This is a genomic window from Stenotrophomonas maltophilia (assembly GCF_013464485.1).
GTDB classification, from domain to species: domain Bacteria; phylum Pseudomonadota; class Gammaproteobacteria; order Xanthomonadales; family Xanthomonadaceae; genus Stenotrophomonas; species Stenotrophomonas maltophilia_AW.
Window position 1 is genome coordinate 1 of the sequence record NZ_RAUX01000035.1, and the last position, 11,252, is coordinate 11,252.

11 protein-coding genes are annotated in these 11,252 nt (G+C 67.3%); 7 read left to right on the top strand and 4 right to left on the bottom strand.

Translation table 11 applies throughout. From position 1 onward, the window contains the following. Window positions 1–14: 14 nt before the first annotated feature. Together D7Y61_RS16170 and D7Y61_RS16175 are read right to left on the bottom strand one after the other, a co-directional pair. Window positions 15–560, bottom strand: coding sequence for a GNAT family N-acetyltransferase (locus D7Y61_RS16170; RefSeq protein ID WP_004150340.1), 546 nt, complete (start codon window positions 558–560; stop codon window positions 15–17). Window positions 561–655: 95 nt separating this feature from the next. Continuing rightward, window positions 656–1,513, bottom strand: a complete 858-nt coding sequence (locus tag D7Y61_RS16175) for a 23S rRNA (adenine(2030)-N(6))-methyltransferase RlmJ (protein WP_180867734.1) — start codon at window positions 1,511–1,513, stop codon at window positions 656–658. A 35-nt stretch (window positions 1,514–1,548) separates the two neighbouring features. On the opposite strand from D7Y61_RS16175, the gene creB reads away from it, so the two are divergent. From creB to D7Y61_RS16210, 7 genes are all read left to right on the top strand, one after another. Next, the gene (creB, locus tag D7Y61_RS16180) at window positions 1,549–2,274 is read left to right on the top strand and encodes a two-component system response regulator CreB (protein ID WP_180867735.1); all 726 of its coding nucleotides are present in this window, start codon (window positions 1,549–1,551) and stop codon (window positions 2,272–2,274) included. A 3-nt stretch (window positions 2,275–2,277) separates the two neighbouring features. Then, the gene (gene creC, locus D7Y61_RS16185; protein ID WP_180867737.1) at window positions 2,278–3,738 is read left to right on the top strand and encodes a two-component system sensor histidine kinase CreC; all 1,461 of its coding nucleotides are present in this window, start codon (window positions 2,278–2,280) and stop codon (window positions 3,736–3,738) included. 81 nt (window positions 3,739–3,819) lie between these two features. Next, window positions 3,820–5,139 carry a cell envelope integrity protein CreD gene (gene creD, locus D7Y61_RS16190; RefSeq protein WP_180867739.1) on the top strand — a complete coding sequence of 440 codons (1,320 nt, stop codon included), beginning with the start codon at window positions 3,820–3,822 and terminating at the stop codon, window positions 5,137–5,139. A gap of 10 nt (window positions 5,140–5,149) precedes the next feature. Next, the gene (locus tag D7Y61_RS16195) at window positions 5,150–5,560 is read left to right on the top strand and encodes a hypothetical protein (protein ID WP_180867741.1); all 411 of its coding nucleotides are present in this window, start codon (window positions 5,150–5,152) and stop codon (window positions 5,558–5,560) included. Between the two features lie 142 nt (window positions 5,561–5,702). Next, a complete protein-coding gene (locus tag D7Y61_RS16200; RefSeq protein WP_121503870.1) occupies window positions 5,703–7,280 on the top strand; it encodes a M20/M25/M40 family metallo-hydrolase in 1,578 nt (525 codons plus the stop codon). A gap of 153 nt (window positions 7,281–7,433) precedes the next feature. After that, window positions 7,434–8,837, top strand: a complete 1,404-nt coding sequence (gene gltX, locus D7Y61_RS16205) for a glutamate--tRNA ligase (protein ID WP_180867743.1) — start codon at window positions 7,434–7,436, stop codon at window positions 8,835–8,837. 34 nt (window positions 8,838–8,871) lie between these two features. Next, window positions 8,872–9,363, top strand: a complete 492-nt coding sequence (locus tag D7Y61_RS16210) for a Fur family transcriptional regulator (RefSeq protein WP_004150412.1) — start codon at window positions 8,872–8,874, stop codon at window positions 9,361–9,363. A 32-nt stretch (window positions 9,364–9,395) separates the two neighbouring features. Here the strand turns inward: D7Y61_RS16210 and D7Y61_RS16215 are convergent, their stop codons facing one another. Next, window positions 9,396–10,049 carry a hypothetical protein gene (locus D7Y61_RS16215; protein WP_180867745.1) on the bottom strand — a complete coding sequence of 218 codons (654 nt, stop codon included), beginning with the start codon at window positions 10,047–10,049 and terminating at the stop codon, window positions 9,396–9,398. Window positions 10,050–10,124: 75 nt separating this feature from the next. After that, window positions 10,125–11,252: HlyD family secretion protein (locus tag D7Y61_RS16220; protein WP_180867747.1), on the bottom strand; the 1,128-nt coding region annotated here is incomplete at its 5' end.

The following is an 11,252-nucleotide window of genomic DNA, read 5'->3' on the forward strand; positions in this document are numbered from 1 at the left end:
GGCCGCCACGACCGTCAGTTGTCCAGCTCCAGCACCATCCGCACCAGGCCTTCGGCGCCGGTCGGGTGCGGCACCGGCTTGAAGCCCAGCGAGGCGGCCAGCTGCTTCATCGGCTCGTTCTCGGCGGCCACGTCGCCGTAGAGGCGGTCCAGGTACTTGCCGCGACCCCACTTCACCAGCTTGCGCATCAGCTGCCGGCCCAGGCCCTGGCCGATCAGGAAGCGGCTGATCAGGATCGCGTACTCGGCTTCACGGGTACCGGGGATGATCGAGGCCCGGGCGACCGCGCCGACCACCGCTTCGCCAGCAGGCAGGGATTCGGCAGCGACCAGGGTGATCTCGGTCTTGGGATTGGGATGGGTCAGGCGCTGAGTGGTTTCCGGCGACAGCTCGGTCACCGCCTGCAGGAAACGATCACGGATTTCTTCCGGCCCGAACAGGCTGAACGCCGCTTGCAGCGGTGCGCCATCTTCCGGGCGGATGGGGCGGATCAGCAGCTCGTGGCCGCTGGGAGCCTTGAAGATCTCATGCCAGGGCGGCATGCGGTTGCGAGTGGCCATACCGGGTGATTCCTTGGTGGTCCATCGATTGTGGCATCACCGGGGCTGCATTCCGTGAACGAAAGGCTCACGGCGGTACAGCCTCGTGAAGGCCGTTATTCGGGTGCTTTGAGCCAATCCAGGCGGGTGCTGGCACCGGGTTCGCCCAGGTGCTGGCGCAGCGCCGGCAGGGCTGGGCCGACCACCCGGTCGAACTGCCAGGGCGGGTTGAGCAGCAGCATGCCGCTGCCGTTGAGGCGCAGCGGTGAGTCGTCCGGGCGCACCAGGAACTCGATCGTCATCGCCGATTTCACCGGCAGGGCGGTGGCCTTGCGCAGGAAGTGCAGGATGGTGCGGCGCTGCTTGATCGGGAACCAGACGGCACACGTGGCCTGCGGCCAGCGTGCCAGGGTCTCGGCCAGCGCGGCCAGGACGGCCTGGTATTCGGCATCCTGGGCCTCGTAGGGCGGGTCGATCAGCACCAGGCCACGGCCGATCTTGCTGCCGTTGAACTTCGGCGGCAGCAGCGAGCGCAGCAGGGCATAGCCATCGCCCGGATGCACGCCGACACGGCTGTCATGGGCGAACAAGGCCTTCAGCGTGGCTGTTTCGGCGTCCTGCAGCTCACAGACCGCCATGCGGTCCTGGGGGCGCATCGCCTGCGCGCTCAACAGCGGCGAGCCCGGATAATTGGTCAGCGCGCCCACCGGGTTGTCGGCCTGTACCGCCTTCAGATAGCGCTCGACCACCTCCGGCAGCTTGGGCTGGGCCATCAGCCGCATGATCCCGGATTCAGCCTCGAGGGTCTTGCGGCTCTCTTCGCTGGCCAGCAGGTAGCGGCCGGCGCCGCCGTGGGTGTCGAGCACGAAGAACGGGCTGTCCTTGCGCTTGAAGCTGTCGATCAGGGCCAGCTGCACGATGTGCTTGAGCACATCGGCGTGGTTGCCGGCATGGAAGGCATGGCGATAGTTCATGGGCGGCAGTGTACGGGGCGACGGCCGCAGCGGCTATGCTGCGCGCCATGACAGCCCCTGTTGCCCATGTCCTGGTGGTCGAGGACGAAGCCGCCATCGCCGAAACCGTGCTGTATGCCCTGCGCAGCGAGGGCTATGCCGCCAGCCACTGCCTGCTGGGCGGCGAAGCCCTGCAGCGGCTGCAGGCCGGCGATATCGACGTGGTGGTGCTGGACGTGGGCCTGCCCGACCTGGGCGGCTTCGAGGTGTGCCGGCGGCTGCGCGCACAGCCCGGACCGGCGGCCCAGCTGCCGGTGATCTTCCTGACCGCCCGCAACGACGAAGTGGACCGCGTGCTCGGCCTGGAACTGGGCGCCGACGACTACATGACCAAGCCGTTCTCGCCGCGCGAACTGGTGGCAAGGGTGCGTGCGCGCCTGCGCCGTGCGGCGCCGGTCGTCGCAGCGCCCAGCGCCGATGCGGGCTGGCAGGAGCATGGCGCGTTCGCCATTGACCGCGAGGGCCGGCGCATCCGCTTCCGCGGCCATGCGCTGGACCTGACCCGCTATGAGTACGCACTGCTGGAAGCGCTGCTGCAGCGCCCGGGTGCCATCCTCAGCCGCGCTCAGCTGATGGACCGGGGCTGGGACAGCAGTGCCGACAGTGCCGACCGCACCGTCGACACCCATGTAAAGACGTTGCGCGCCAAGCTGCGCGCGGCCGGTGCCAGCGACGACCCGATCCGCACCCACCGTGGCCTCGGCTACGCGCTGGAGGTCTAGCCGATGCGCCTGGTGCTGAAGCTGTTCCTCGGCTTCTTCCTGATCACCGGCATCGCCGCGTTCTTCGTGATGCGCGTGTTCGTCAACGAGGTGAAGCCCGGTGTGCGCCAGGCGATGGAATCGACCCTGGTCGATGCGGCCAACGTGCTGGCCGAGATGGCCGCCGCCGACGTCAAGGCCGGCACCATCCGCAGCGGCAGCTTCACCCGCAATCTGGCCAAGGCGCGGCAGCGCGACCTGAAGGCGATGGTCTGGCGTTTCCCCAAGCGCTCGCTGGATTACCGGGTGACCATCACCGATGCCAACGGCATCGTCATCTACGACTCGCTGGGGCGCGACCTGGGGCGCGACAATTCGCGCTGGAATGATGTGTACCGCACGCTGCGCGGCGAGTACGGCGCCCGCTCCAGTCCGGAAACACCGGGCGAGGAAGGCGATACGGTGATGCACGTGGCCGCGCCGGTGTACGACCCGGCCGATGGACGCACGCTCATCGGCGTGCTCAGCCTGGCCCAGCCGAACCGCAGCATCGATCCGTTCATCGCCGCCAGCCAGCGCGCCATCATCGAGCGCGGCGCCTGGCTGATCGGCTTGTCGGCGCTGGTCGGTGTGCTGGTGACGATGTGGCTGACCACGGGCCTGGGCCAGCTCAGCCGCTATGCGCGTGCGGTCAGCGCCGGCGAACCGGTGCCACCGCCGCGCCGTCGCCGCGACGAGATCGGCGATCTGGGCCAGGCGCTGGAAACCATGCGCCGCAAGCTGGAGGGCAAGGCCTACGTCGAGCAGTACGTGCAGTCACTGACGCATGAAATGAAGAGTCCATTGGCGGCGATCCGCGGTGCTGCCGAGCTGCTGCAGGAGCCGCTGCCGGAAGTCGATCGCATGCATTTCGCACGCAGCATCGTCGACCAGCAGGAGCGGCTGACCGAGACCATCGACAAGCTGCTGGCGCTGGCCGAAGTGGAACAGCATGGCTGGCTGCAGACCCGTGATCCGATCGCGCTGCCAACCTTGTTGGCCGATGCGGCCGCGGCCGCGCAGGTACGCGCACAGGCGGCGGGCGTGCAGGTCCGTATCGGTAGCGTGCCCGACCTGCAGGTGCAGGGCGACGGCTACCTGCTACGGCAGGCGCTGCACAACCTGATCGACAACGCGATTGCGTTCTCTCCGGCCGGCGCAGAGATCGCGTTGCAGGCCGAAGTGGGCGGGCAGGGCGTGCGCCTGCAGGTGGCCGACCGCGGTGCCGGCATTCCCGACTACGCACGCGAACGGGTGTTCGAACGCTTCTATTCGCTGGCCCGCCCCGGCAACGGCCGGCGTAGTTCGGGCCTGGGCCTGCCATTCGTGCAGGAGGTGGCGCGCCTGCATGATGGTCGCGCCAGCGTCGATGCCCGCGACGGTGGCGGTACCGTGGCCAGCCTGTGGCTGCCGCTGGGTACACCGGGCCAGCGTCCGCGTCGCTGACTTCACACTCGCTTCAAATTCGCCACAAACCCTGCTCACTGCAGCAGTCCATCCTGCAGCCCTCTCCAACGAGGATGGACCATGAAATCCCTGAAGATGCTGCTGCGGTTCGCCATTGTCGGCGGGCTGATCCTGCTGCTGCTGATACCGCTGACGATGATCCGGGGGGTCATCAACGAACGCAGTGCGTACCGCGACGAGGCCTTCTCGCGGGTGGCCGACAGCCGCGCCGGTGCACAGCAGCTGGTCGGGCCGGTGCGGGTGGTGCCGTGGGTGGAGCGCAAGCAGGTTGAACTGGTCGACCCGCTGGGCGTCAAGAAGACCGAGGTGCAGGTGACCGAGGGACATTGGCTGCAGATGCCGGCGTCGCTGGAGGTGGGTGGTGAGATGCTGCCGAGCCAGCGTGAGGTCGGCCTGTTCAAGGTACCGGTGTACAGCTGGAACGGCCAGCTCAAGGCGACCTTCGCTGCGGACGATTATCCGATGAAGGCGGGGCGGACATATGGGCAGCCCTACGTGGCGCTGGGCATTTCCGATGTGCGTGGCCTGGTGGGCACGCCGAATCTGCGCGTGGATGGCAAGCAGTTGCGGTTGCTGCCCGGAGTTGGCGCTGCCAGCGAGGTCGGCCGTGGCCTGCATGCACCGGTGGCTGGATTTGCCGAAGACCATGGCGGCACGCTGGCTGCCAGTACCGTGGAGCTGGAACTGCGCCTGGACGGCAGCCGCATGCTGTCGGTGGTGCCGGTGGGCGATGACACGCATATCGCGCTGCGTTCCAGCTGGCCGCACCCGTCGTTCAGCGGCGCGTTCCTGCCCAACGAGCGCCGCGTTGATGCGCAGGGCTTCGACGCACGTTGGGCGGTGTCTTCGCTGGCCTCCGACGCACAGCGCCAGCTGCGCAATGACGGTGCGGTCGAGTCGCAGGCGGTGACCGTGTCGCTGGTCGATCCGGTCGATGCCTACACCCAGGCCGATCGTGCTTCCAAGTATGGCGTGCTGTTCGTACTGCTCACCTTCGTCGGCTTCATCCTGTTCGAGCTGATCAAGTCGTTGCGCATCCATCCGCTGCAGTACCTGATGGTGGGCCTGGCACTGGCGATCTTCTTCCTGCTGCTGATCAGCCTTTCCGAGCACATCGCATTCTGGAAGGCCTACCTGGTGTCGGCGGTGGCCTGTATCGGCCTGCAGGCGGTGTATCTGGCCAACGTGCTGGGCCACTGGAAGCGTGGCCTCGGCTTCGCCGCGCTGCTGACCGTGCTGTATGGCGCGCTGTACGGCCTGCTGGTGTCGGAAAACAACGCGCTGTTGATGGGATCGCTGCTGCTGTTCGTGATTCTGGCGCTGGCGATGTGGGTGACCCGCCGGGTTGACTGGTACGCGCTGGGCGCGGACCTGAAGTAAGGAGCGCACCATGGGCTGGCGCCAGGGATTGCGGCAACGGGCACGGCAGGGGATTCCGGCCCTGCTGGAAGTGGATGCACTGCTGCAGGCACATGGCGTGCTGGCGGCCCTGCCGGGGGCACGGATCGCCCCCGGCCTGGTCCGCTTCCAGCTGGCGGCGGTGACCTGCGAGGGATTGCGGGGGCAGGGATTGCGCTGGCTGCAGGGCGCGCGACAGGGACGCGGCGCGGTGGCAGGCCGGGTGCCGCGCTACCGGCCATGGAAGGCCGGGGCGGAGGCGCTGGCCGAGATCGGTATCGGCGGCCTTCCGGATGGCTGGCCGGCACACGCGGCGGTGTACGGCTGCAGCAGCATCGACCGGCGGCACTGGTTGCTGCTGCTGCCCGAGCGGGAGCAGTTGTGGCTGGGATGGAGTGGATGATTCGGTTGTTCATCCACGCCTGGTGTGGATCTACTGTCGCTGTCCATGACCGATGGGACGGTATCGGCGCGCCCCTGCTGGCTAGACTCGATGGGTTGATGATCGAGCCGAAGGGCAGGGGTGCGATGTGTTGAAGTGGGGCATGCTGGCCGCAGCGCTGGCGATGGGTGGCAATGCAGGCGCGCAGCAGCGCGAGCCGGTGGACCTGGACATGGTCAGCCGCATCCGCCAGGAGGCCTTCCACCGTTCGCAGGTGATGGACACCTTCAGCTACCTCACCGAACGCATCGGCCCGCGACTGACCAACTCGCCGGCGATGGGCCGCGCCAATGCCTGGACCCGCGGCAAGTTCAACGAATGGAAGCTGGACAACGTCCACGACGAAGCCTTCGACGACTTCGGGCGCGGCTGGGAGTTCACCTCGGCCAGCGTGGAGATGCTGGGGGACCGTGTACAGCCGCTGCATGCACTGCCGAAGGCGTGGACGCCGGGCACCAAGGGACCGGTTGAAGGCGAACTGGTGCAGGTCGAGATCAAGAAGCCCGAGGACATCGAGAAGTACCGCGGCAAGCTGCGCGGCAAGATCCTGCTGCTGGGCGAGGCGCGCGAGTACAAGCGCGGCACCGAGGCGGATTCGCACCGCCACGACGCCACCTCGCTGGAGGGCCTGCAGGAGTTCACCCTGCCCAAGGACAAGGACGCCACCGCCGAGCGTGCGAAGCGGGTCAAGGAATACCAGGAACGCCAGCAGCTGGCGACCAAGGTCAATGCGTTCTTCGTGGAAGAAGGCGCGCTGGCCTCGATCAGCATCAGCAGCTGGGACAACGGCATCATCCGCGTTGCCGGTGGCGGCTCGCGCAAGGCCGGTGAATCGGTGGGCATCCCCGAACTGGCGATGATCAGCGAACACTTCAATCCGCTGGTGCGCGCGCTGGAGGCCAAGCAGACCGTGCGCCTGCGCGTGGATGTGGCCGCGCGCTTCACCGACGAGGCCGACCAGCCGGGTTACAACACGCTGGCCGAGATCCGTGGCAGCAGCAGGCCCGATGAAGTGGTGATGATCGGCGCGCACCTGGATTCCTGGCACAGTGGTACCGGTGCGGCCGACAACGCGGCCGGCGTGGCGGTGATGATGGAAGCGATGCGCATCCTCAAGGCCACCGGCGCCAAGCCCAAGCGCACCATCCGGGTGGCGCTGTGGAGCGGCGAGGAGCAGGGCCTGATCGGCTCGCAGGCCTATGTGGCCAAGCACTTCGGCCGTTTCCCGGAACCCACCGACCCGGCGCAGAAGGCGCTGCCGGCCTCGCTGCGCGAGCCGACCGGCGCGCTGCAGAAGACCCGCGACTACGGCAAGTTCCAGGTCTACTTCAACATGGACAACGGCTCTGGCCGCTTCCGTGGCATCTATGCACAGGAAAACCTGGCGGCGATGCCGATCTTCGAAGCCTGGCTGGCCCCGTTCCATGACGTCGGCGCCACCACCGTGGCCACCCGCAACACCGGCAGCACCGACCACATCAGCTTCGACCGCATCGGCCTGCCGGGCTTCCAGTTCATCCAGGACCGGCTGGACTACTTCACCAACGTCCACCACAGTCACCTGGACACCTGGGACCACGCCGAACCGGAAGACCTGAAGCAGGCCGCAGCCATCGTCGCCTCGTTCGCCTACAACGCCGCAATGCGCGAGCAGTCCTTCCCGCGCAAGGTAGAACCGTAAAAGGGGACGGAGGGGATTAAGTCGTTTCTCCCCTCCGTTTCCCGGTTGCAGGCCCAGCGGCTGGGCAATCGCGACTTAATCCCCTCCGTCCCCTTTTTCCGTCGGGGGCGGCGGGCTGGTAAAATCGGGGGATTCCCGTTCCTCGAGCCGTCCATGACCTGCCGCACCCGCTTCGCCCCCAGTCCCACCGGCTACCTGCACATCGGTGGTGCCCGCACTGCGCTGTACTGCTGGCTGGAGGCCCGCCACCGTGGCGGCGAGTTCGTGCTGCGTATCGAGGACACCGACCGTGAACGCAGCACCCAAGGCGCGATCGACGCGATCCTGGAGGCGATGGAGTGGCTGGGCCTGGACTATGACGAAGGCCCGATCTACCAGACCGACCGCGTCGCCCGTTACCTGGAAGTGGCCGAACAGCTGGTGGCCGACGGCAAGGCGTATTACGCATACGAGACCCGCGAAGAGCTGGACGCGATGCGCGAGGCCGCCATGGCCAGGCAGGAAAAGCCGCGCTACAACGGTGCTGCGCGCGAGCTGGGCCTGCCGCGCAGGGATGACCCGAACCGCGTCATCCGCTTCAAGAACCCGCTGGAAGGCACGGTGGTGTTCGACGACCTGATCAAGGGCCGTATCGAGATCGCCAACAGCGAGCTGGATGACATGGTCATCTTCCGCCCGGACGGCTACCCCACCTACAACTTCGCGGTGGTGGTGGACGACTGGGACATGGGCATCACCGAGGTCATCCGCGGCGACGACCACATCAACAACACCCCGCGCCAGATCAACCTGTACGAAGGCATCGGCGCGCCGGTGCCGAAGTTCGGCCACATGCCGATGATCCTGGACGAGCAGGGCGCCAAGCTGTCCAAGCGCACCGGCGCGGCCGACGTGATGCAGTACAAGGACGCCGGCTACCTGCCCGATGCGCTGCTGAGCTACCTGGCCCGCCTGGGCTGGTCGCACGGTGACCAGGAGCTGTTCAGCCGCCAGGAGCTGATCGACCTGTTCGACGTGAAGGACTGCAATTCCAAGGCCTCGCGCCTGGACATGGCCAAGCTGGGCTGGGTCAACCAGCACTTCCTGAAGACCGAGAACGTGGCCGCGATCGTGCCGCACCTGGTCTACCAGCTGCAGAAGCTGGGCCTGGACGTGGCCGCCGGCCCCGCCCCGGAGGACGTGGTGATCGCCCTGCGTGAACGCGTGCAGACCCTGAAGGAAATGGCCGAGAAGGCCATGGTCTGGTACCAGCCGCTGACCGAGTACGACGAAGCGGCGGTGGCCAAGCACTTCAAGGCCGGTGCCGAGGTGGCGCTGGGCAAGGCCCGCGAACTGCTGGCGGCGCTGCCGGAGTGGACCGCCGAATCGGTGGGCGTGGCCCTGCACGACGCGGCCGCAGCGTTGGAAATCGGCATGGGCAAGGTGGCCCAGCCGCTGCGCGTGGCCATCACCGGCACCCAGGTCAGTCCTGACATTTCCCATACCGTTTACCTGGCCGGCCGCGAGCAGGCCTTGAAACGCATTGATGTGGCCATCACCAAGGTAGCAACGGCCTGAGGCATCCTTGCCAGGCCCGAACCGGAGAACACGCATGCCCGCCAAGACCGCCACTGCCTGTACCGCCCCGCACCACCACGTCCACGACGCATCGGATTTCGTGGCGGTGGTCGAGCGCGTCTCGCGCGAACGCGGGCTGCGCCTGACCCCGATCCGCGCCAACGTGCTGAAGTTGATCGCCGAGGCCGGCAAGCCGGTCAAGGCCTACGAGCTGCTGGAATGGGTGCGCAACGGCAAGGGCGTGGGCGCCGATGCCCCGCCCACCGTGTACCGCGCGCTGGACTTCCTCATGGCGAATGGCTTCGTGCACAAGCTGGAATCGGTCAATGCCTTCGTGGCCTGCCACCATCCCAGCAGTGCCGCGCACTCGGTGCCGTTCCTGATCTGCAACAGCTGCCACAGTGCTGTGGAGCTGGAAGACCGCGAGATCGTCACCCAGCTGGAGAAGCGCGCCAAGGAGCTGGGCTTCCAGCCGCAGGCGCAGACCCTGGAAGTGCACGGCCTCTGCGCGCGCTGCGCGGGCTGAGTCGCGGCGCGTACCCGGACTGGGCCGCTCGCTCAGTCCCGGGCGGCGTGCTCTTTCAGACGCTTCAGGACGCTGCGCTGTGCGTCGACCAGCACAGGGTCGTCCACCCGCAACTGCTCGACCCAGGCGAGCGCTGGTACCGGGTCGGCACGGCGCACGAAATACAGTGCCTGCGCCAGGAAATGCACATTGGGCACCCTGGCGTCCCAGATGAGCTTGGCGATACGCAGCATCGACGCCTGCATGCCGGGTGTAACCTCAACGCCGGTCTTCCCCGAAAGCGCAGTATTGAGGCAGTAAAGCGCCTGGCAGGGCAGATCACGCGGTGTGCCCGCACGCGACCAGTCAGCGCGTTCGGCAAAGTCCAGCAGGACGGCAATGGCGGCGGGGCCACTCACATCGGCCAGTGTGCCGAGCGCGAACACTGCCAGCTGGGGGTCCCCCAGCATATCGCGCAGGCCTTCCACGCCCTGGCGTCCCCAGGCGGTGCAGGCCTTGGCCCAGCCGCCGAACGGTACGACCCGGCTACCATCGCCCAGCAGGCCATCATCCGGCCAACCGTGCAGTATCCGCAGCCGCTCAATCTCCTCGCCACCTTCGGCGCCGTGCTCCTGTACGAAGGCGATCAGATCTTCCGCTTCCAGCGTGTCCTTGGCCGCCCGCCTGGCCAGTGTCGTGAATTTCATCGTCTTCCAGTGATCCTGATCCAGATCCGTAACGGTAGCGGATCAATGGGGTGAAGGCAGTCAGCAGCCTGCACCCTAGTCCATCGGCTTGGACCGCGTATCCACCCGCACGATCACTGACATGCCGGGCCGCAGCTGCGCGGCCAGCTGCTGGCCTTCATTGATCGATATCCGCACCGGCAGCCGCTGCACCACCTTGGTGAAGTTGCCGCTGGCGTTGTCCGGGCGCAGCACGCTGAACTCCGAACCTGTGGCGGGTGCGATCTCCTGCACGCGGCCGCGCAGCACCTGGCCCTGGAACGCGTCCACCGAGAACGTGGCCGGCTGACCGATCGCCATGCCCCAGGTCTGGCCTTCCTTGTAGTTGGCCACCACCCATAGCGTTTCAGGCACCAAGAACAGCAGCTGCGAACCGGCGGCGACGTACTGGCCCACGCGCACGCTGGCTTCGCTGATCTGGCCGTCGCGCGGTGCGTGGATCACCGTATTGGCCAGATCGATGCGCGCCAGCTCCAGCTGCGCCTGCGCGCTTTCCACCTGGGCCTCCAGGCTCTTGCGCGCCACCTGAGTCGACACCAGCGTTTCCTCAGCGATGCGGATCTGCGCCTGCGACTGCTGCACGCTGGCCCGTGCCGAGGCCTGGGTGGTGCGGAACTTGTCGCGGTCGTTGACCGACACCAGTTGCTGCGCGGCCAGTTCCTCGTAGCGCTTCAGCTCGTTGCGCGAGCGTTGCAGCTCGGCCTGGCCGGCCGACAATGTGGCGTGTGCGGAGGCGATTTGCGCACGGTTCTGCGCCTGCGACTGGTCCGAGTTGGCCAGTGCCGCACGTGCGCTGTCCAGCGTCGCCTGCGCCTGGGCGACACGCTGCGTGTAGATGCGGTCATCGATGCGCAGCAGCGGCTCGCCCTCCCTCACGTGCTGGAAGTCCTTCACCAGCACTTCGGTCACGTAACCGTTCACCTGTGGCGCCATCACCGTGATCTGCCCGCGCACATAGGCGTTGTCGGTCACCATCACGCTGCTGGTGAACGGCCACAGGTGCCAGGCGCGCAGGATCAGCGCAATGCCCAGCAAGGCCACCACCACCATCACCACCACGCTGCGCGCGCTGGGCTTGAGGTACTTCGGCGCGGCAGCCGGTGCCGCCGGCGTGGGCGCAGGCGCCGCATCGGTCGGCGGCGGTGGAGTGACGTTGTCGGCGTC

Coding starts and splice junctions, on each gene's coding strand:
- D7Y61_RS16175 (WP_180867734.1), bottom strand. CDS start 1,513: ATGAACTATCGCCATGCCTTCCATGCCGGCAACCACGCCGATGTGCTC.
- D7Y61_RS16195 (WP_180867741.1), top strand. CDS start 5,150: ATGGGCTGGCGCCAGGGATTGCGGCAACGGGCACGGCAGGGGATTCCG.
- creD (WP_180867739.1), top strand. CDS start 3,820: ATGAAATCCCTGAAGATGCTGCTGCGGTTCGCCATTGTCGGCGGGCTG.
- creC (WP_180867737.1), top strand. CDS start 2,278: ATGCGCCTGGTGCTGAAGCTGTTCCTCGGCTTCTTCCTGATCACCGGC.
- creB (WP_180867735.1), top strand. CDS start 1,549: ATGCTGCGCGCCATGACAGCCCCTGTTGCCCATGTCCTGGTGGTCGAG.
- D7Y61_RS16200 (WP_121503870.1), top strand. CDS start 5,703: ATGCTGGCCGCAGCGCTGGCGATGGGTGGCAATGCAGGCGCGCAGCAG.
- D7Y61_RS16215 (WP_180867745.1), bottom strand. CDS start 10,049: ATGAAATTCACGACACTGGCCAGGCGGGCGGCCAAGGACACGCTGGAA.
- D7Y61_RS16170 (WP_004150340.1), bottom strand. CDS start 560: ATGGCCACTCGCAACCGCATGCCGCCCTGGCATGAGATCTTCAAGGCT.
- D7Y61_RS16210 (WP_004150412.1), top strand. CDS start 8,872: ATGCCCGCCAAGACCGCCACTGCCTGTACCGCCCCGCACCACCACGTC.
- gltX (WP_180867743.1), top strand. CDS start 7,434: ATGACCTGCCGCACCCGCTTCGCCCCCAGTCCCACCGGCTACCTGCAC.